The sequence below is a fragment of the Pristimantibacillus sp. PTI5 genome (assembly GCF_048572955.1).
In the GTDB taxonomy this organism is placed as follows: domain Bacteria; phylum Bacillota; class Bacilli; order Paenibacillales; family Paenibacillaceae; genus Pristimantibacillus.
This window is the reverse complement of sequence record NZ_CP183886.1, coordinates 6,028,925-6,050,001: the sequence shown is the minus strand read 5'-3', so window position 1 is coordinate 6,050,001 and position 21,077 is coordinate 6,028,925. Positions and strand designations below refer to the sequence as shown.

Here is a 21,077-nt window from a genome sequence, read left to right as displayed (position 1 = left end):
TTTTTTGTGTTCATGTGAACAACATAATGCTAGTCCAACCAAAATGTAACGGCAAGCGCCGATCGTCCAAAATAAATGCGGGAACATCACTGAATAATGAAGATGTTTGCACACTGGCCCGTTCGTTTTGCGTGATATAATGAAATTCGTTTTACAGCATGTTGGGATTGTCAGAGAGGAGAAAATGAAGGTGCGAACAGAAATATCCAAAACAAACGAACAAGTCAGCATGAAATTCGTGACGCTTGTTTCCATGGTATCCGCGCTTGGCGGATTATTATTCGGTTTCGATACGGCAGTCGTATCGGGCGCTATCGGTTTTATGGAGGAGCATTTCGACCTCACGAAACTGCAGGTTGGATGGGCCGTTTCAAGCTTAATCATCGGTTGTATTGTCGGTGCAGCCATGTCAGGTATTTTAGGTGATCGCTTTGGTCGGAAAAGAGTACTTATTGCAGCTGCAATTTTGTTTATTATCAGCTCAATCGGCTCAGCCATCCCGGAAAGCTTTTCTGGATTTATTATCGCTCGGATCATCGGCGGAATCGGGATCGGCATAACCTCTACCTTATGCCCGCTCTATAATGCCGAGATCGCTCCCGCGAAATTCCGCGGCAGGCTCGTTGCTCTTAATCAGCTCGCTATCGTGACCGGGATCTTCCTTACTTATTTCGTGAATTTGTGGATTTCGGGCTTCGGCGATTCCGCTTGGACCGTAACCAATGCTTGGCGCTGGATGTTTGGAGTGGGCGTTGTTCCCGGTTTATTATTTTTAGTTTTACTGTTCTTCGTGCCGGAAAGTCCAAGATGGTTAATCAAGCAAGGACGAGCAGCAGCTGCATTGCCCATCCTTTTGCGTATCCACGGGGAAGAGCTGGCTAAGAAAGAAGTCCTCGATATCAAACAATCCTTCGAGCAGGAAAGCGGATCAATCAAGCAGCTTTTCAGCCCAGGTCTCCGAATTGCTTTGATTGTTGGCGTAGGATTGGCTTTTCTTCAACAGGTGACCGGCATTAACGCGGTTATGTACTATGCTCCTGAGATATTCAAAGCTACGGGGGCGGGCACGAACGCTTCACTGGTTCAAACGATTTTGGTTGGTTTCATTAACTTTTTGTTCACGATTGTCGCTCTTTGGCTCATTGATAAAGTCGGACGGAAAGCTCTTCTGCTAGTCGGCTCGGCTTCAATGGCAATTTGCCTGTTAGTCATTGGCATTGCCTTTCAAACGGGACATACAACCGGCCCTCTCGTGCTTGTTTTTATATTGCTGTACGTGGCTTCGTTTGCGATATCATTGGGTCCGGTCGTATGGGTAATCATGTCTGAAATATTTCCGAACCGCATCCGCGGAAAAGCGACTGCGATTGCCGCAATGGTGCTTTGGGCGGCGGATTATCTCGTTTCACAAACGTTTCCGCCTTTGCTTGGCTCCGCAGGCCCTGCAGCCACGTTCTGGATTTACGGCGCCATGGCGCTGATCGCATTCTTGTTCACATGGCGCATCGTACCGGAAACGAAAGGAAAATCGCTCGAGGAAATTGAATCTTTGTGGGCGAAGTAATATCTCTGTATAATAGATGTATCACTTTAATCTATTCCTAGGAGATATTCAAATGGACTTCCGGTTAGATCTTATCGAGAACAAAATCGAGTTTTTCGAGGCATATGATTTGAAAACCTTGGAACTGAAAATCGACCAGCAAATAGAAAATAACAAAGGATTGCTGTTAGAGGTGTTCCATGTCAGCCATCATGCCGTGTTTAATCCCAAAATCGAAAAAATGCTTTATAGCGCGGTCGTCCACTTTAAAGCAAAAAAATAATACGCATCGCGCAAAAAAACCTCCCGGCTGGCAGCAGTCGGGAGGTTTTTTTTGCTTGAGTCCATCGCGGCAAAAACGGCGATTAAATAAAGCTCTTTAAAGAAGGCGGCCGCCGCACCAGACTTGCTTGCTCATAGGAATAAGCGAGCTTGATAAGCATCGGTTCCTCATAAGCTCTAGCAGCGAACGTAACGCCAAACGGCACTCCCTGTGCCGTATAGCCAGCCGGAACTACAATGGAAGGATAGCCTGCGCGCGAAGTAATCCTAGCGCCAAAATCCGCCGGAAACAATAACGCATCCAATTGATACTCCTTCATGGTCGCATCGAGCCCCTCCTCCTTGCAGAACCTCAAATCCGCAGCGCGGTCCCGAAGATAAGGAACCTCGGTCTGTGTTCCCGAGGTCGTTGTTTCGGCCCGCAGCAGCGTTAATTGACCGTATTTCAATGTCTCCACCGGATGTTCATTATTAAAGGCAATGATATCCTTGAGCGTCCGTATTTTGAAGCCGGGCGGCAGCTTGGACAAATACGCGTTTAAAGAAGATTTAAACTCATTCAAAACAACGGAAGAATACACGATCTGACGTGCGGTTCTCACATCTGCCGGGTCCATGATAATGGCGCCTTGCTTCCTCATCCGCTCTACCGCGCCGTTAAAAATACCGAGCTGCTCGTCCGTCAATTCCTCAAAGAAATAATCTCTCGGAATGCCGATACGCGCGCCTTCCAGCCCTTTCGGATCCAGAAACACGCTGTAATCCTTCTGCTTGCGCCAATAACCTGCTCCCATCGCCTCGTCGTCTTCATCATGGGCGGTGATCGCATTCAGCACATGCACGGCATCCGTCACCGTTCTGGCCATTGGTCCAGCCGTATCCTGCGTATTCGAAAGCGGCAAAATACCCGAGCGGCTTACGAGTCCTACGGTCGGCTTTATGCCAACCGTAGAGCTCAGATTCCCGGGGTTGAGAATCGAGCCCGAGGTTTCCGTACCGATGGAAGCCATACAGAAATTACAGGCCACCGCTACGCCCGAGCCAGCGCTCGATCCGCCTGTCGGCGTCGATATGTTGTAAGGGTTAAGAACTTGTCCTCCGCGAGAACTATAACCGGAAGGCATGCCTTCCGTCATAAAATTAGCAAACTCCGTCATATTCGCTTTGCCCAAAATGACAGCGCCCGCTTCACGAAGCCTCTTCACGATAAAAGCATCTTCCCCCGCGTAGGAACCAGCAAGCGCCAGGGATCCCGCACTCGTATGCATATTATCGCCCGTATTTATATTATCCTTCAGCAAAATCGGAATTCCGTGCAGCGGGCCTCTCGGTCCTTTCGCAGCGCGTTCACTGTCCAGCGCAGTGGCAATAAACAAAGCATCGGGATTAAGCTCAAGCACCGAATTGATCGTTAGTCCTTCTTTGTCATGAGATGCGATCCGGTCAAAATAACGCAGTACCAGTTCGCGAGACGTAATCTCGCCTGATGCCATTGCTTCTTGAATGGACGAAATGGTTGCCTCTACGATTTCCATGTCCCAATTGCCCCTTATATAATCCGAATGAATGCTGCATGAGCCTAGTATATACTATTTTTTGGCATATCACATCTTCGCTACTTTGAAAGATAAACAGAGTATACGATTATATTCAATATTTCTTTTTTTTTATACAAAAAAAGAGAGAAGGCTTCAAACAGCCTTCTCCCTCTATTCCCCTTCAGTTAGGCTGCCATCCCCTCGTCACCTGCCAGCCTTAGCTGCTTGCGGTAAACCATTTTGGAAATGGAGATACTGATTTCATAAAGTAAAAACAGCGGGACGATAACGATGATGTCTGACAAAATATCAGGCGGAGTAATCGTGATGGCAACAATCGTCAGAATGAAATAAGCAAGCTTGCGAGCTTTGGCCAGCTTATTCGGATTAAGAATGCCAAGCTTGGTTAGAAACATAACGATGGCCGGCATCTCGAACAGAAGGCCAAAGGGCACTGTCATATGAATCATGAACGTAAAATATTTCTGGGCTGTATACATCATCACGAACTCGTTTGCCGCCATCTCATTCATGAAATGGAGCACCATCGGAAATAAAATGAAATAACCGAAGCAAATGCCGACGATAAACAATACGCTGATGCTTGGTATGAACAGAAGAGCGGCGCGCTGCGCTTCCTTCGGCACCGCAGGCGTGACGAACTTCCAGATTTGATACGCGGCTATGGGCAGCGTAATCGCAATGGCGACGACTCCGGCAATCATCATATATACCCATATGACATCGGATGGCCCTAGCAGCACCAGCTTCTGATCCATATTTCTTACCAGCCACTGGTAAATGTCCTTCACATAGATGAAGGCCGCCGCCATCGCCACGATGAACGCGGCAAGCGTTCGAATCAAGCGTGAGCGCATTTCCTCCAAATGTCCGATTAAGCTTTGATCATTCGGATTGCTCATCTTATTTCGCAGTCGACGCTGCTGCCTCCGGCGTCTCCTCGGACTTGCGCTTCTCGTCGTCATCGCCGTTCACAAGACCGCGGGTTGCCCCTTTAAATTCGCTTAACGTTCTGCCAAAAGCGCGTCCGAGTTCCGGCAGCTTCGAAGGCCCGAAAATAATAAGCGCGATAATAAGGATCAATACTAATCCTCCGATTCCAATATTGCCAAATGGCATATCCTCAGCCCCTTCTAAGTTAAATGGCAGCCGCAGACAGCTGGTCTGCGGCTATTCGTTAATCGCCTTCATCAATTAACCAAGCTTAAATCCGCTGATCGCAACAACCGCGCATCTTGCCTTGTTATCGCCTGCACGGTGCGGCCATAGGCTTGTAGGCTGGCTTAGATCCGCCGTATTCTCGCCTGGATGCTGGACCGATAGGAACAAGGTTTGCTCATCCGGCGTAAAAAACGGACCTGTGAGCTCGCTTTCGACTGGCGCAGAAGCAAACTGGAGCGCAGCTGCCTTATCAGGCCCGCTCGTCGGAATGACGAATAATCCATTATTCATGAATGACTTATGCACGCCTTTATTTTGGCTGCTGCTCGAAATATCCGTCACAACCCAGAGATGGCCATTGGAATCGAAAGCCAGATTATCAGGCGAGCTGAATCCGGATTGGCGGCCTCCCGCTGCGAAAATCTCAAAGTCGAACTCCAACGCGGCCAAATCATTGTTCGCTTCGAATATCCGAGTAATATGACCGTGAATATTTCCGTGATTATCATTGTTCGTGTGGCAAATGAAGATCGTATTGTCAAACGGTGAAATTTCGATATCCTCCGGACGATCCGTTGGCGTGCCTCCCACAAGCAGGGCTGCCTCCTGACAGAAGGTAACGACATCACCTTGCGTTTTAAATTTTTTCAACGCCTCAGGCTTGTCCTTGGCTGCTTTCGTAACCTCAGCCAAAGTGACCGGCATCCACTTTCCGCTCTTTAGATTGGCGACATAGAGCGTGCCGTCCTCCAGCAACGCGGAATTTGCACGGCCTTTAAGCTTATCAAACTTCCCTTTGCTTACGAATTTGTAAACGCATGCGTCTTTTTTGTCATCGCCCATGTACACCACGACACGGCCGTCAGGCGCAAGCCCCATTGCCGTGTTCTCATGATTGAATCGGCCAAGCGCGGTATGCTTCTTTAGGTACGACTTATCAAAAGGATCAACTTCGATGACCCAGCCGTAATGCGTTTCCGGAAGCTTTGACGCCGCTGCGGTTTCCGCAAAATTTTCTTCGCAGGAAAGCACGGTATTCCAGAGAGTGACACCGCCTGAGCAGTTCGCGAACGTACCGACTGCTGAGGTAGCGCCGCCAACGGCAGTACTGCCTTTGGCTGGACCCGTAAGCTCAAACTTCGTGTAGCCATTGATTCGGCGGGCGTGGGTCGAGGTTTTATCCATCTTCCATGTCCCTTTCTCATCGCGGTACACCTCGATGACGGACATGCCTTGGTAATAAAGATTTTTATGCAATTGATCCGCCGTCATCTTGCCGTCCTTCACGGGGCCAATCGAGAAAATCGTGCTGTATTCATGGTTGTTAACGAGCAGCCCTCTTACATTCGATCCCTTTATAGGAAAAAACGCGTTATAGTCGCAGCCTGAGCCGAATTTTTCGCCCGCTTCATTAATCACGTCATCAAAGGCAGCTACTACATCATATTTAAAGTTTTTTGGCAAAAGGAGCTGATCTTCCTTAGAAGGAGCAATCGGCTCAAAATAGCCGCTAACCCGGTTCGTGTTAAATCCAAACAAATGATCAGCTGTTGCCGACATGGCAGATGCTTTGCCGTTTAAAACTCCCAAACCAGCCGATGCTGTTGCAAGTGCTGCTGCACCCGTACCCAAATACGAAAGAAAGGTTTTGCGATCCATCGATTTGTTCAACTTTTCCACTCCTCATTATGTGATCCACTCACAGACAAGCATAATAAGGAACTGTTAAGCGATTGTCACCTTAACCTGTAAATTTTGTAAACAACGGAATGATTATCATTCCAGCTTCTGCGCCAAAGCTTTCCTGCCATAGGTGCCTAAGCCCATAAATATTTGCTCTTTTGCATGGCATTTCCCTGCATAAGCCATACTGGAAACATAAAAGTCAAAGCGGAGCAGGAGGATTCATGTGATTCATCAAAAATGGCTGATTCCCGCAACGAAAGGTTTAGGCTTCCGACTGGAAAAAGGACAGGTCATGCGGGTGACCGACAGCGAGGGTGAGCAGGTCGCTGATCTAGTCGCTTACCTTGCCGGTGATTTCGGCGAAAGGTTCGATCCCGGCGTAACGATGGATGCTTTAAGCACAATGAAGGTAAAGCCCGGTGACAAGCTGTACTCCAATAAATACAGACCGATTCTGACTGTCCTATCCGATACCGTTGGCCAGCATGATTTTATTAATCCCGCCTGCCGAGCCGAAATGTACGAGCTGCTTTACGGCAAAAAGGAGCATGCAAGCTGCTACCAAAATCTCAATCATGCGCTCGAAGCTTACGGCATCCCCTCTCCTGACCAGTATTACTCATTGAACCTATTCATGAATACGGTCATAAAATCTTCTGGACAAATTAGCGTAGAACGACCGAAATCTAAGCCTGGAGATTATATAGAGCTCCGTGCAGAAATCGATATCATCGTCGCCATTTCTGCTTGCCCGTGTGCGGAGAGCGCGTGTAACGGTTACCATTGCACTGCGATTGAGGTGGAAATTCTATAAATCTTTAGCTCCGCCCATCGGACTGATCATTGCCTCTGCCGGCGAGTTCTCTCTGATCGGATTCGGACTCTGCTTCGGCTATCAAGCCCTTTGACCTTATGTTGGGCATTCACCCATAAAACCTTCTTCGCATAGTATGCTTCGTCGTACTTTCTGAAGGAGGTTTTAATCAATTATGGCTGAATTAACAAGCAAAGCATGGATTGATGAGCATCTCACCGATCTATCGGAATGGCAGCAGGATGCCTTTCGCCAGTTTGCAAGCATGATTGCGGATCCTGCCGGCAGCTATCCCTGCATACCCGGCCGTCATGGCTTTCTCACGAACAATTTACGCTTCGGCTTCACTTCTGATCCACGCGACGAGCAAGCCATTACCGAGGTTTCGCAGCTGCTGCGCCAGTATGGCGAAAGTGCCCGGGAAACAGGCAAATACGCTTCGCTCGTTATTTTTTTCAAGACGCCTGAGGAGCTGCTTCGCAGCTATGACATAGAAGATTACGAGGATCTGTTTTGGTCGGTTTTAAGCCGAGTCAGCGCAAAGGACGATACGCCATGGCCGGAGGGTATATCGACAGACACTTCCCATCATACTTGGGAGTTTTGTTATGACGGCCAGCCTTATTTCGCCTTTTGCGGCACCCCTGCCCATACCGTTCGCAAAAGCCGTTTCTCGCCTTATTTTCTTATCGCCTTTCAGCCCCGCTTCGTTTTTGAGGATATCAACGATACCACGCCTTTTGGACGCAACATCAAAAAACTTATCCGTCAAAAGCTGTCGGAATACGATGGCGTGCCCGCGCATCCCTCTCTCAAATGGTATGGCCAAGCGGATAATCAGGAGTGGAAGCAATATTTTTTGCGGGATGATGAGAGCGCTCCTTCCACATGTCCATATACTTTTATGAAAAATAAATTTAAAGATTTAAGCCTGCGCTTTCATAAATAATGCTCACTTGCTGGGATGCCGCTAAGCTTTAAGCAGATAACCATCACAATAAGCTGCCCCGCTGTATTGACGCGCAGCGCATATAGCGGGAGTTCTTTGTATACGTGTAAACGATCTAGATACATAACCGGCCCGCTGCTTCGATATGATTAATCAAATCGAAACATTGCAATAGGAGGCTGAGGCTATGGGATTATTTTCCCCTGAGCTGTTGAAAGGAAAGGTCATACTCATAACAGGCGGCGCAACCGGGCTTGGTCGTGCCATGGGCGAGAAATTTATCGCGCTTGGCGCGCAGCTGGCAATTGCAAGCCGGCGCGAAGAAGTGCTGAAGCAAGCTGCTGATGCGATGAGTACGGGGCCAAGCCGCGTTTTTCACAAATGCTGTGATGTCCGTGATCCCGTTCAAGTAAATGAGATGATTGATGCAGTGGAAAACCATTTTGGCCATATCGATATCCTTATCAATAATGCGGCCGGCAATTTTATAAGCCCAACGGAAAGGCTCTCGCCAAAGGCCGTCGACACGGTTTTAAATATCGTATTGCATGGTACCTTCTATACAACGCTTGAGGTTGGGAAAAGATGGATTGCACAGCGCAGAGGCGGCACGATGCTGAATATCGTAACGACCTATGCATCAACCGGATCAGGCTATGTGGTGCCTTCCGCTGCTGCGAAAGCAGGCGTTCTAGCTCTTACCCGCTCCCTTGCCGTCGAATGGGCGGATCACGGCATACGTCAGGTTGCCATTGCGCCTGGACCTTTCCCGACTGAGGGCGCTTGGTCCCGCCTCTCCCCCACCCCGGAGCTGGAAGAAAAAATGATTGGCCGCATTCCGCTAAAGCGGGTGGGCGACAAGGAAGAGCTGGTGAATCTAGCTGCCTACCTCATATCCGACTATGCGGCATATATGAATGGAGAAGTCGTAACGATTGACGGCGGAGAATGGCTGCAAGGGGCCGGCCAATTCAACGGCTTGTCTGAACTGACCGACGAGCAGTGGGATGCTTTGGCTGAGTTGACGCGCAAGGGTAAATGAGCTGATCAACGAAAAAAACAGCTCATTCCTCCTCCTCAGAGTAATGAGCTGTTTTAATTACCGCACTGGCCTTCCTTAATCCTTTTCGCCTTGCGTTTCGCGAACCGGACGAGCATGCGGCCCTTTTCCGCCTGAAGCGTTACCGCCAGATGCGTTGCCCCGGGAACGGCCTCCTGCTTCACGTTTGCCTCCAGATGCGTTGCCGCCGGAACGGCCTCCTGCTTCACGTTTGCCTCCAGATGCATTGCCGCTGGAACGGCCTCCTGCTTTACGTTTACCTCCAGATGCATTGCCACCGGAACGGCCTCCTGCTTCACGTTTGCCTCCAGATGCGCTGCCGCCGGAACGGCCTCCTGCTTTACGTTTGCCTCCAGAAGCATTACCCCCGGAACGGCCTCCTGCTTTACGTTTGCCTCCAGATGCGTTGCCGCCGGAACGGCCTCCTGCTTTACGTTTACCTCCAGATGCGTTGCCGCCAGAGCTGTTTTTTTCTTTTTTCTTATCTTTTGCCATATGTGCAATACCGCCAATTAGAAGCTACTTACAACATATGACGCAAATCTAGCTTTCGTAACTAGTCATCTGCTTGTTTTATAGAATCAAAGATTTAGCCGCTCAAATTCGAAATTAAATGGATAAAAAGAATAAAAACTAAATAAAGATAAACTAGTCGCTTAACAAAAGCATTTCGGATTTAATCATATTGGTTCAATATAGCAAGATCACTAGTCTTTTTAAAGCAATAACCGCATTGTTTTAGATGGGAAATAAGAAAAAGACAATAAATAAGGCTGATTCACTCAAATAGTATGAAAATAAGCATAATCGACACTAAGTTTATGCTGAATAACTAAACTTTTATGCAACAAACAAACATTTTAACTAAACTTCAAATAAACTCATTGACCATCTTAAGAATAAGTGATAAATTTAGTCAAAAGCAGCACTTGATTTGAATATTATCTAATACGCTTTTATTAATTGTTAAGTAATTTTATCATTTTGTTAAGTTTAGTTGAGAAAAATTAGAGGAGTGCACAAACAGAATGAAAAAACTTAAATTGGGATACGCGCCCACCAGAAGGTTCACGTTCAGTGCGGAGGATGCATTTAAGTACAAGGTGTTAATTAAAGAGAAAATCTCCAGCTTCGGCCTTGATCTGGATCTCGTCGATCTTGAGGGAATTAACCAAGAAGGTCTGCTATACGACGATAATATTAACGCAGATCTTATCATCGAGCGCTTTAAGCAGGAAAATGTTGACGCTGTATTTTTCCCTCATTGCAATTTCGGTACGGAGGATACGGTTGCAAGAGTGGGTAAAGCGCTTGGCAAGCCCGTGCTTCTGTGGGGACCAAGGGACGAAGCGCCGCTTGAGGACGGCATGAGGCTGCGCGACACGCAGTGCGGTTTGTTCGCGACAGGAAAGGTACTGCGCCGCTTTAACGTGCCTTTCACTTACATCACCAACAGCCGAGTGGATGATCCGGTGTTTGAACGGGGCTTCACGAATTTCGCAGCGGCAGCCAATGTCGTAAAGCAATTCCGCAGCCTGCGGATTTTGCAAATCGGGCCTCGCCCCTCCTCGTTTTGGACGATGATGTGCAATGAAGGCGAGCTGCTCGAGCGATTCGGAATCGAAATCCACCCGATTACATTGGTCGACATCCAAAGAGAAACGAAACGGATCGAGAATGGGAACAGCTCGGAGCTTGCTGCCGCCATTGATTATATTAAAGAAAAACTGGACTGGTCCGAAGTCACGGAAGCTGACGTAAAGCGAATCGCCGCGCTTAAAGTAGCAATGAAATCGTATGCGGTGAAAACAGGCAGCTCCGCCATCGCGATCCAGTGCTGGTCTTCCCTTCAGGATGCTATGGGCATCATGCCGTGCCTGGCGAACGCAATCCTGACAGACGAGCAAATTCCGGTGACCTGCGAAACGGATATCCACGGTGCCATCACTTCCGTTATGGTGCAGGCCGCAACGTTGAATCAACATCCGACTTTCTTTGCGGATCTGACTATTCGGCATCCGGAAAACGCAAACGGCGAGCTGCTGTTCCATTGCGGAAATTTCCCGGTTTCGTTGTCGGTTGAGAACAAACCCAAGCTTCGCAAGCATTTCCTGTTTGACGATCACGCTCCCGGCACGCATGAGGGTGAAATCAAAGGCGGCGAAATGACACTTGCCCGGTTCGACGGCGATCATGGCGACTATCAGCTTTTTCTTGGCAAAGCCCGGGGCATTCAAGGCCCATATACGCGCGGCTCCTATGTTTGGGTCGAGGTAAACGATTGGCCGCTGTGGGAAGAAAAACTCGTAAAAGGCCCTTATGTACATCATTCCGTAGGCATTCATGCAAATGCCATCCCGGCTTTATATGAAGCTTGCAGCTATATTCCAGGACTCACGCCTGACCCGGTCGATCCTACTGAACAGCAAATTCAAGCTTGGCTTCGCGGAAGCGGGCTATAAACGGGGAGGAATATTGGCATGGAGACAATCGCATTAAAAGCAAAAGCGGCAAACATCCGGATGGACCTGCTTCGAATGATTCATAACGCCAAAACCGGACATACCGGCGGTTCTTTAAGCAACACCGATATTTTGACAGCCTTATATTATCGGATTATGAAGCTTGATCCTCAAAATCCGAAATGGGATAAGCGAGACCGTTTCATCGCCAGCAAGGGGCATTCCGTGGAATCGCTATGGTGCATCCTGGCCGATCTTGGATTTTTTCCAAAGGAGGAGCTGCAGACCTTCAGCCAGTTTGGGTCTCGGCTAATCGGCCATCCGAATAACAAGGTGAACGGCATAGAGATGAATACGGGTGCGCTGGGCCACGGTCTTGCGATATCCGTTGGCATGGCACTTGCATCCAAACGCGATAACAGCGGCTACCGCGTTTTCTGCCTGATGGGCGACGGCGAACAAGCAGAAGGCTCCGTATGGGAAGCCGCCATGGCGGGCGCACATTTTAAACTCGATAATTTGGTTGGTATTATCGACCGGAACCGCCTGCAAATCAGCGGATCTACCGAGGATGTCATGGGACTCGATCCACTTGAAGACAAATGGGAAGCTTTCGGCTGGCATGTTGTTTCGATCAACGGCAATGACATGGATGAGCTTGTGCAAACGCTTGAAGCAGCGCCGGCGGCTGAGAACAAACCTACTCTTATTATGGCGAATACCGTGAAAGGCAAAGGCGTCTCCTTCGCGGAAAATTCGGCTAAATGGCATCATCATGTCCCTAGCGACGAGCAGCTGGAGCTTGCGATTAACGAGCTGACGGCTTTACTTGAAACCTATCAGCTGGAAGGGAAGGTTTAAACAACATGGCAAATAAAATTCCGAACCGGCAAGTCATTTGCGATACGCTTCTAAGATTGGCGGAGAACGACCCTGATATCATGGTACTTGCAAGCGATTCCCGGGGCTCGGCGGCAATGGGTCCGTTCGCGGATACGTTTCCGGAGCAATTCGTCGAGGTTGGCATCGCGGAACAAAATATCGTTGGTATCGCGGCAGGACTCGCGCACAGCGGCAAAAAACCTTATGTTACATCCCCTGCTTGCTTCCTAAGCATGCGGAGCATCGAGCAAATCAAAGTCGATGTCGCTTACTCCGCCACGAACGTGAAGCTGGTCGGCATTAGCGGCGGAGTCAGCTACGGCGCGCTCGGCATGTCCCATCATTCCGTGCAGGATCTTGCTGTAATGAGGGCAATTCCGGGACTTGCTATCGTTCTGCCCGCGGACCGGCATGAAACGAAAAAAATGACGGAAGCTCTTGTTTCCTATGAAGGCGGCGCCTATATGCGAATTGGCCGCAATCCGGTCGAGGATGTATATGAATCTGATGATTATGAATTCGTTATCGGTCAAGCAAGCAAGATGCGCGAGGGCACGGACATTACGATTATTGCTGCCGGGGAGACGGTAAGGGTTGCGTTGGATGCTTATGACGAGTTGCTGGAAGCCGGCGTTTCCGCGAGAATCCTTAACATGCATACGATCAAGCCGCTTGACGAAGCTGCGATTATCAGCGCCGCGCGCGAAACGGGACGGATCATCACGGTTGAAGAGCACAGCATTCACGGGGGGCTTGGCGCGGCAGTGGCTGAGGTCGTCGTACAGCAGCATCCCGTTCCCGTACGTATTCTTGGCATTCCGGATGAGCCGGCCATCGCCGGAAAAACAACCGAAGTGTTCAACCATTACGGAATCAACGCGAGCAATATCAAGCAGATCGCTTTGGAACTATTGGGCAAATAAGGATGGCAGCCATGGGAAAATATATAGTAGCCATTGATCAAAGCACCTCCGGTACGAAAGCACTGCTTGTGAACAGCGACGGAGCTGTTCTCGGCAGAAGCTCGGCTGAGCATAAACAATATTATCCGGAGCCGGGCTGGGTCGAGCATGACCCGATCGCCATCTTTGAGAACGTGAAGGAATGCGTGCTCGGGGTGCTCGAACAAACAGGTACGGCCGCTAAAGAGATTGCGGTGCTTACTTTAACCAATCAACGGGAAACGGCTGTTATTTGGGACCGAATTACCGGTCTGCCCGTGTATAATGCCATTGTCTGGCAATGCCAGCGGACAGCAGGAGCATGCGACAGCCTCCGATCCGATGGGCATGAGTCTGCCGTGCGGGACAAAACGGGGCTCATGCTTGATCCTTATTTCTCCGCTTCCAAATGGAAATGGATATTGGATCACGCGGAAGGCGTAAGTGAAAAGCTTGCCGAAGGAAGGCTGCTGGCCGGCAATATGGACAGCTGGTTGATCTGGAAGCTGACGGAAGGCAAGGCTCATGTAACGGATTATACGAATGCCAGCCGGACCTCGCTGTTTAATATTCATACGCTGGGATGGGATGAGGAACTGTGCCGGATTTTCGGGGTTCCCTCCTTCATGCTGCCGGTAGTGAAATATTCGGACGAGAAATTCGGTTACACGGAGAAAAACAGCTGGCTCGGGGCAACCATCCCAATCTCCGGCGTAATCGGCGATTCCCAGGCAGCTTTGTTCGGTAATTTATGTCTAGAAGAAGGCATGGCGAAGGCCACCTACGGTACGGGAACCTCCGTGCTGATGAATATAGGCTCGCAGCCGGCAGCATTGGGGAGCGGCCTGGTTCAGACCATTGCTTGGGGCAGGGAACAAAGCGTAACCTATGCTCTCGAAGCGGTCATACGCACGTCTGGCGACAGCTTGAAATGGTTACGGGAGAACTTGGAATTATTTGATACTTTCGAGGAAATGGATCAACTGCTGACCCAAGTGCCGAGCAACCAAGGCGTTTATCTCGTTCCCGCCTTTGTCGGACTCGGAGCGCCTTATTGGCAGCCTAATGCAAGGGCGTCCATATCCGGCATGAACCGGGGAACAGGAAAAGCGCATATCATTCGGGCTGCCCTAGAGAGCATTGCCTATCAGGTTCACGACGCAGTTGAACTGCTGCAAACGGCATCAGAAATTACGCTCGAGGAGCTTCGCGCCGATGGAGGCGCAGCTGAAAATACTTTACTGATGCAATTTCAAGCGGATATCTTGAGGAAAAAAGTCGTTCGGACCGGAGTTGCCGAGCTTTCCGCAATGGGTTCTGTATTTATGGGCGGGTTGGCCGTCGGGATATGGAGCTCTGCGGAGGATCTTAAAAAAATTGTTCAAAGCTCAGTTACCTATACCCCTCAAATGAACGATTCCGAAAGGAGCGCGTGTCTCGAAGGATGGCGAAAAGCCGTATCTGCCCTCCTCTTTCAGGATGACGGTTTACCGCGATCAAAAAAATGAGACAGCGTAATGGCACTTCGCCAGCTGGGAATATCGGACGATGGAGAATTTAGTAAAAACAGGACAGCCGAAGATATCGGCTGTCCTGTTTTTATAGGTTTGCATGATTAATTATAGGCCAGTTCTTTTTCTTTTAGTCCAAGCGTCTCGGCTGTTGCAGCATGGATTTCTTGCAGAAGCTCTGGATTTTTCATTAGCGATATGCCATAAGAAGGAATCATTTCTTTAATTTTCGGTTCCCACTCTTTCATATGCTGCGGGAAGCATTTTTTAAATACTTCCAACATCACGTGAACAGCAGTAGAAGCACCCGGAGAAGCTCCTAGCAGCGCTGCAATCGAGCCGTCAGAAGCACTAATAACTTCCGTGCCAAATTGAAGCGTACCTTTGCCAGCTTCTGTATCTTTGATCACTTGCACACGTTGCCCCGCGACTACTAATTCCCAATCCTCGATTTTGGCCGTCGGGATAAACTCTCGCAGCTCTTCCATGCGTTTTTCTTTCGATAACATAACTTGCTCGATCAGGTATTTTGTCAATGACATGTTTTTTGCGCCAGCCGACAACATCGTTACGAGATTATCCGGTTTTACGGAAGTTACCAAATCAAACATTGAACCGGTTTTTAAGAACTTTGGCGAGAAGCCGGCAAACGGTCCAAATAGCAACGATTTTTTATTGTCGATAAATCTTGTGTCAAGATGCGGAACTGACATCGGAGGAGCGCCAACCTTAGCTTTCCCGTATACCTTTGCATGATGCTGCGCTACAACATCCGGATTATTACACACCATAAATATCCCGCTTACCGGGAATCCTCCAATATGTTTCCCTTCAGGAATACCGGATTTTTGCAGTAAATGCAGGCTTCCTCCGCCGCCTCCGATAAAAACGAATTTGGCTGTATGGCGTTCGACGTTACCGCTGCCGTTGCGCACTTTCAATTCCCATGAGCCGTCGCTGGTACGTTTCATATTATCAACGCTATGTTTGTATTTGATATCGACGTTTTTACTTTTTAAGTGGTCAAACAAAATGCGCGTTAAAGCACCAAAGTTGACATCAGTGCCTGAGTCGATTTTTGTTGCCGCTATAGGATCATTCGATGGACGGTCTTGTATAATAAGCGGAATCCATTCCATCAGTTTTTTAGGATCATCTGAAAATTCCATCCCTTGAAACAGAGGATTGTTTATCATCGCTTCAAAACGTTTCTTTAAAAACGTTATATTTTGTTCCCCTTGTACCATACTCATATGAGGCAATCGCTTGATAAAATCCTCCGGATTACGTATCAGTTTGCTGTTAACAAGATAGGACCAGAACTGCATGGATAGCTGAAATTGTTCATTAATATTGATCGCTTTGCTAATATCTATGGATCCGTCTGGTTTTTCGACAGTGTAATTAAGCTCGCACAGTGCCGCATGCCCTGTTCCTGCATTATTCCATTCGTTAGAGCTTTCTTCGCCAGCACTTTCGAGCTTCTCGAACACTGTAATTTCCCATTCCGGTCTTAGTTCTTTCAGAAGTGTTCCTAAAGTCGCACTCATGATGCCGGCACCAATCAAAATGACGTCTGTTTTGGTTTCACTGTTACTCATTTTTCCCATCCTTATACCCTAAAATTTGCAGAAAGGATGTATGCGCTCCTGCTTATGCGTCACACCAAGCCAAGGCGCGACCGTGTCACATACCTTTTCTGATTATACTATAACTATATCATAGTCTATTACAATTTTTTATAGATTAAAATATCTACTATTATCTTATAATTATAGACTATTTAAAAGCCAGTATAAAGTGAGAAGTCCATCCATCCAAATTTATTTTCTAATAACCTGCCTAACTTTTACGCATAATAAATCTTATTCTTTGGCCTTTATTGTTGTTCCATTGCTGTATGACTCCCTCAAAAATAAAAAAAACAGGCATCTGATTAGATGCCTGTCTTGTTGAACACTTTATCTTTATTATCCAGTAATAATTATTATGTCTAAGTATCTCCTTCTGTATGCCTCGCCAAGAACCCGTCTAGGATCGCTGCCATGGTTACATTTCTCAACGGACCTTTCAGCTCGTTCCTAACCAGCAGCAAAGCAGCTGCAGGAGGCATATGGATCGTCCGTAGCGCTTCGATCAGAGTATTCTCTTCGTCACTTAGTCGTTTTATGTATTGCAACTCTATCGGCTCAGGTGTTATCACCAGTTTCACTCTCTTTCAGGGGTGGTTTTGTCCCTCCAAGCAAACAGGTCATCAAATACAAATAATCCCGCTTGGACCATATTCACGTCACTCGTCTTGTCAAATTACGAGGAAATGCTGTCATACTTCCCTTTTATCCAATAGAAGGCAGCCATTACGTTCAGTATTGGCATATTTGATCGTTATTAACCAAGCCGGACGTTGAAGAATTGTTTGTATAATAAAAGGCTGATGATGTGCGCCCGCAAATTGCGGAAACAGACCCTCAGCCGTCTATAATATATAGCAGCATATGACTGCTTCACAGCAGTCCGCCATAAGCTATTCTTTTACAGAGCCTAACGTAATTCCATGAATGAAAAACCGCTGCAGAAACGGATACACGACTAACACCGGCAGCATGGCTATAAATATTTTTGCGGCATCCAATGTCCGGTTTGACAGCTCAGACATACGTTTATACTGATCCTCAGTCATCGTAGACGGATCGACGGAAACGACAAGCTGCTGGATATACGTTTGCAGCGGATAATATTCCTCACGTGTCATGAAGATCAGCCCATACAAAAATTCATTCCAGTGATAAACAATACTGAATAAGGTCACGGTTGCTAGAACAGGAACAGCGAGCGGAATGTAAATTTTAATTAGCGCATCCCACGGTCCTGCTCCGTCTACGAGCGCCGCTTCATCCATTTCTTTTGGGAGATTCCGATAAAAGTTAACGGTCAGAATGACATTAAATACGATGGTATGTGCACCGCCGACAAGCACCATCGACCATATGCTGTTAAGCATGCCAAGCTCTTTGATCGTTAAGTATAGCGGAATGAGGCCGCCATTGAACAGCATAGTGAATACAAGCGTCCACATGAGCACATTACGTGCCTTGAATTGCTGCACGCTTCTTGAGAGCGGATAAGCCATCATGGCTACCACAATTAAATTCAAGCCGGCACCCAGAAAAACGCGTTTCGCCGAAATCCAGAAGGAGTTGAAAAATTGACTGTCTTGTATAATTTGCTGATACGCATTTAAATTAAAATCAATCGGCCACAACCATACTCTGCCTGCCGCCGCTGCTGAATTCGAGCTCAATGACAGCGCTAGCGTATACCATAACGGCAAAATACAGGTAAGAGTAATAAGAGCCAAGACGATGATCAATAGAATATCGAAAGCTTTTGAACGGATTGTTGTATCGCGAACCATCCCGTCACCTCCTGTGCTCGTTAGAATATGCGGTAGTTGATGAACTTGTAAGCCAAGTAGTAGGACACGGAAATTAAGATGAAGCCGACCAAAGATTTTAGTAAACCGACAGCTGTTGCCAGCTCATATTGCAAATTCAGCAATCCTGTCCGGTATACCCAGGTATCGATGATATCCCCCGTCGAGTAAACAAGCGGATTATATAGATTGAATACTTGATCAAAGCCGGCATTCAACACATTTCCTAAGCTAAGAACGGTCAGCAGCACTGCGGTCGTCCGAATGCCAGGGAGCGTAATATGCCACAAGCTGCGAAACCGCGAGGCGCCGTCTATGCCTGCCGCTTCATACAGTGCAGGACTAATGCCTGTCAGCGCAGCCAAATAAATAATGGTATTGAAGCCAAATTCCTTCCATACATCGCTGCCTATCACCAGATAGGGAAACAAGCTCGCATTGGCAAAAAAGATGACCGGCTCCATGCCAAACAGTCCAGCCAGCTGATTGATAGGTCCTTTATAGGAGAATAGATCAAGAACAATCCCGCCGAGAATAACCCATGACAAAAAATGAGGCAAATATACGATCGTTTGAACCCATCGTTTCATAATCAATAGACGCAGCTCGTTGAGCATCAGCGCAAACATAAGCGGCACGATGAGATTCGCAATTATTTTCATAACGGCAATGTACAGCGTATTAACAAACACATCCCGTGTATCATTAAGCGCAAACATATATCTAAAGTGCTCAAGTCCAATAATTTCTGATCCGAAAATCCCCTTTCCGGGGTTGAATTGCTGGAATGCAATGATAATGCCAAACATAGGAATGATGCTGAAAATCAGTAGCCAAAGATAGCCTGGCAACAGCATGAGGTAATAATGCTTGGCGAACCCTTTCGTTTTCATGCTATCTCTCCCTTCAATGATTTCAAGCGGCTGGGCACCGACATTACATCGGCGCCGCCGTTTTCAAACTACGGGTTAACGATATCTGTTACTTCCTGTGTAATTTGATCTCCGCCTTGTTTCTTCCAGTCAGCCACAAAGGTATCAAAGGTATCTACTGAAGCCGCGCCCATCACGATCTTCAAGAACATTTCATCTTCCATCTTCTTCAGGTTGACCCATCGACTCTCCATCAATGGCGTTTGCTCGTAAATTAAACTCGGTACATCCTCCATGCTCGTATCGACAAGCGGTGTACCGCCTACCATTATCGAGTAAGCCCGCGTCCAAATGCCCATATCCGCGATTGGATTCCATGTTTCAATGCCCATTTGATCGTAAGGCTCGTTCTTTACTTTCTTAATATCTCTCAGATCGGATGCAAGCAGCTTGTAGCTAACGTCCGCTGCGTAATCCTCAGGCTTTTTAGTGCCCGCTAGCACCTCGCGTATCGCTTTAACGGTATATTCCGTTTCGTCAGAAGGCGCGTATACTAGGCGGAGCGGATAAAAGCCCGGCCCGCCCTTGCTTGGGTCAAAGGTCGCTTCCGATTCATTTTTGAACAGATTGTTCAGCATTTTCATAGGGGCTTCGGGATGCTCATAGCCCTTGCGGACGACAACAAAATCACTGGAAGGCGTACCGATATGCGGGCTGAACTTGCCATCCTTGTTCAGCGGCAGTGCATAGGACTGCCAATTTGCTTTCGGATCGTTCTGGACGGCATCGGATACAGGTCCATAGCCCATCCACCATGGCGCGAAGAACATGCCTGACTTTCCGCTTACAACCGGCTCCTTCGAATCCTTACGCACAGCCATTTCCGGATCGATGAGACCGGCAGCGTACATTTCACTCAGCTTAACAAGCGCTTCTTTTGTTTCCGGAAGGGTAGAGCCATACGCAGGCTTGCCGTCTGCTCCGTTAACCCAAAAGCCCGGATACGCGCCGAAGGCAGAGAAGATAGCGTCAAAGCCATACAGATTATTTTTCGATTCCAGGAAGTTCGCATACATCTTGCCGTCGCCGCTTTGCGGACCGGAAATACCGATGGTATCCGCCTTGCCGTTACCATCCGGATCCTGCTCCACGAAAGCTTTTGCAACCTTCTCCAAATCCTCTATTGTTTTTGGAGCCTCAAGGCCCAGCTTATCCAGCCAATCTTGACGAATCCACATCGTATGAATACCGTCTGCTTTCAGCTGGACACCGGGGATAGCCATAATTTTCCCGTCAAATGTAACCGATTTCAATGCAGCGCCGTCTGTGCCTTCAATAATTTCCTTAATCGTAGGGGATGCATAGTTTTTGTATACGTCTGTCAAATCAGCCAACTGATCGGCCTCAACCATTTGCCGCAGCTCGATTGGTCCTACAACCATCGCGTCCGGCAGGTCGTTACTGGCAATAGCCATACTAATTTTTTGGGGCATGTTGGCACCTGATGCCGTAAAGGTATGCTCCACCTCTATATTCAGGTTTTCCTTGATGTTGCGCGTATATTGATTGTCTAGAGGCGTATCTCCGGCAGGCAGGCTTTTGTCCGTGGGATCAATCTCCATTCCAATACTGATTTTAATTGGCTCCGCGTATTTGCCAAAAGGGTCCTGAGGAGCTTCCGAATTGCTCGGCGTATTTGCGCTCTCCGCATTCGTTCCTGTATTATTTGGGGAATTGTTTGCATTGCTGCAAGCGCTGATCACAAGCAGCATAATCATAAACAGCAGCACTTTGACTTGATTTATTTTATTCATCTTGCACCCCTTCTTTCGCGTTAATGTTTTTCTTACTCTTACAATAGCATAATGAGACCGTTCTCATGGTTAGAGTACGGTCTCATAATTAGGTGGGTCAATGCTTTG

18 protein-coding genes are annotated in these 21,077 nt (G+C 47.9%); 9 read left to right on the top strand and 9 right to left on the bottom strand.

Annotated features, from left to right (window positions below; genetic code table 11):
• Positions 1 to 229: 229 nt before the first annotated feature.
• Both ACN6MW_RS26590 and ACN6MW_RS26585 read left to right on the top strand, forming a co-directional pair.
• Positions 230 to 1,564 (top strand): sugar porter family MFS transporter, encoded by a 1,335-nt coding sequence (locus tag ACN6MW_RS26590; protein ID WP_419876459.1) that lies wholly within the window; start codon positions 230 to 232, stop codon positions 1,562 to 1,564.
• A 52-nt stretch (positions 1,565 to 1,616) separates the two neighbouring features.
• On the top strand, positions 1,617 to 1,826 hold the full coding sequence (locus tag ACN6MW_RS26585; RefSeq protein WP_076268099.1) for a YrzA family protein: 210 nt from the start codon (positions 1,617 to 1,619) through the stop codon (positions 1,824 to 1,826).
• Between the two features lie 82 nt (positions 1,827 to 1,908).
• Here the strand turns inward: ACN6MW_RS26585 and ACN6MW_RS26580 are convergent, their stop codons facing one another.
• From ACN6MW_RS26580 to ACN6MW_RS26565, 4 genes are all read right to left on the bottom strand, one after another.
• A complete protein-coding gene (locus tag ACN6MW_RS26580) occupies positions 1,909 to 3,360 on the bottom strand; it encodes an amidase family protein (RefSeq protein ID WP_419872841.1) in 1,452 nt (483 codons plus the stop codon).
• A gap of 188 nt (positions 3,361 to 3,548) precedes the next feature.
• Positions 3,549 to 4,286, bottom strand: a complete 738-nt coding sequence (gene tatC / locus ACN6MW_RS26575) for a twin-arginine translocase subunit TatC (protein WP_419872840.1) — start codon at positions 4,284 to 4,286, stop codon at positions 3,549 to 3,551.
• Position 4,287: 1 nt separating this feature from the next.
• Positions 4,288 to 4,503, bottom strand: coding sequence for a twin-arginine translocase TatA/TatE family subunit (locus tag ACN6MW_RS26570; RefSeq protein WP_364141288.1), 216 nt, complete (start codon positions 4,501 to 4,503; stop codon positions 4,288 to 4,290).
• A 75-nt stretch (positions 4,504 to 4,578) separates the two neighbouring features.
• A complete protein-coding gene (locus ACN6MW_RS26565) occupies positions 4,579 to 6,204 on the bottom strand; it encodes a PhoX family protein (protein ID WP_419876458.1) in 1,626 nt (541 codons plus the stop codon).
• 250 nt (positions 6,205 to 6,454) lie between these two features.
• On the opposite strand from ACN6MW_RS26565, the gene ACN6MW_RS26560 reads away from it, so the two are divergent.
• The 3 genes from ACN6MW_RS26560 to ACN6MW_RS26550 all read left to right on the top strand — a co-directional run bounded on the left by ACN6MW_RS26560 (position 6,455) and on the right by ACN6MW_RS26550 (position 9,036).
• Positions 6,455 to 7,045: a DUF1989 domain-containing protein gene (locus tag ACN6MW_RS26560; RefSeq protein ID WP_419872839.1), complete on the top strand. Its 591-nt coding sequence runs from the start codon at positions 6,455 to 6,457 to the stop codon at positions 7,043 to 7,045.
• 172 nt (positions 7,046 to 7,217) lie between these two features.
• Positions 7,218 to 7,994, top strand: coding sequence for a YqcI/YcgG family protein (locus ACN6MW_RS26555; RefSeq protein ID WP_419876457.1), 777 nt, complete (start codon positions 7,218 to 7,220; stop codon positions 7,992 to 7,994).
• A 187-nt stretch (positions 7,995 to 8,181) separates the two neighbouring features.
• On the top strand, positions 8,182 to 9,036 hold the full coding sequence (locus ACN6MW_RS26550) for an SDR family oxidoreductase (RefSeq protein WP_419872838.1): 855 nt from the start codon (positions 8,182 to 8,184) through the stop codon (positions 9,034 to 9,036).
• Between the two features lie 53 nt (positions 9,037 to 9,089).
• Here the strand turns inward: ACN6MW_RS26550 and ACN6MW_RS26545 are convergent, their stop codons facing one another.
• On the bottom strand, positions 9,090 to 9,566 hold the full coding sequence (locus ACN6MW_RS26545; RefSeq protein ID WP_419872837.1) for a hypothetical protein: 477 nt from the start codon (positions 9,564 to 9,566) through the stop codon (positions 9,090 to 9,092).
• A gap of 516 nt (positions 9,567 to 10,082) precedes the next feature.
• Here ACN6MW_RS26545 and ACN6MW_RS26540 point away from each other — a divergent pair.
• From ACN6MW_RS26540 to glpK, 4 genes are read left to right on the top strand one after another with little or no spacing between them, the layout of a single operon-like run.
• Positions 10,083 to 11,516, top strand: coding sequence for an L-fucose/L-arabinose isomerase family protein (locus ACN6MW_RS26540; RefSeq protein ID WP_419872836.1), 1,434 nt, complete (start codon positions 10,083 to 10,085; stop codon positions 11,514 to 11,516).
• 18 nt (positions 11,517 to 11,534) lie between these two features.
• Positions 11,535 to 12,377 (top strand): transketolase, encoded by an 843-nt coding sequence (locus ACN6MW_RS26535; RefSeq protein ID WP_419872835.1) that lies wholly within the window; start codon positions 11,535 to 11,537, stop codon positions 12,375 to 12,377.
• A 5-nt stretch (positions 12,378 to 12,382) separates the two neighbouring features.
• The gene (locus ACN6MW_RS26530) at positions 12,383 to 13,321 is read left to right on the top strand and encodes a transketolase family protein (RefSeq protein ID WP_419872834.1); all 939 of its coding nucleotides are present in this window, start codon (positions 12,383 to 12,385) and stop codon (positions 13,319 to 13,321) included.
• A 2-nt stretch (positions 13,322 to 13,323) separates the two neighbouring features.
• On the top strand, positions 13,324 to 14,847 hold the full coding sequence (glpK, locus tag ACN6MW_RS26525; RefSeq protein WP_419872833.1) for a glycerol kinase GlpK: 1,524 nt from the start codon (positions 13,324 to 13,326) through the stop codon (positions 14,845 to 14,847).
• Positions 14,848 to 14,954: 107 nt separating this feature from the next.
• On the opposite strand, the gene ACN6MW_RS26520 is transcribed toward glpK, so the two are convergent.
• From ACN6MW_RS26520 to ACN6MW_RS26505, 4 genes are all read right to left on the bottom strand, one after another.
• The gene (locus tag ACN6MW_RS26520; RefSeq protein ID WP_419872832.1) at positions 14,955 to 16,451 is read right to left on the bottom strand and encodes a malate:quinone oxidoreductase; all 1,497 of its coding nucleotides are present in this window, start codon (positions 16,449 to 16,451) and stop codon (positions 14,955 to 14,957) included.
• A 923-nt stretch (positions 16,452 to 17,374) separates the two neighbouring features.
• Positions 17,375 to 18,265, bottom strand: a complete 891-nt coding sequence (locus ACN6MW_RS26515) for a carbohydrate ABC transporter permease (protein WP_419872831.1) — start codon at positions 18,263 to 18,265, stop codon at positions 17,375 to 17,377.
• A gap of 20 nt (positions 18,266 to 18,285) precedes the next feature.
• Positions 18,286 to 19,176, bottom strand: a complete 891-nt coding sequence (locus tag ACN6MW_RS26510; protein ID WP_419872830.1) for an ABC transporter permease — start codon at positions 19,174 to 19,176, stop codon at positions 18,286 to 18,288.
• Between the two features lie 68 nt (positions 19,177 to 19,244).
• Complete coding sequence (locus ACN6MW_RS26505; protein ID WP_419872829.1) at positions 19,245 to 20,969, bottom strand: extracellular solute-binding protein; 1,725 nt, start codon at positions 20,967 to 20,969, stop codon at positions 19,245 to 19,247.
• Positions 20,970 to 21,077 lie beyond the last annotated feature (108 nt).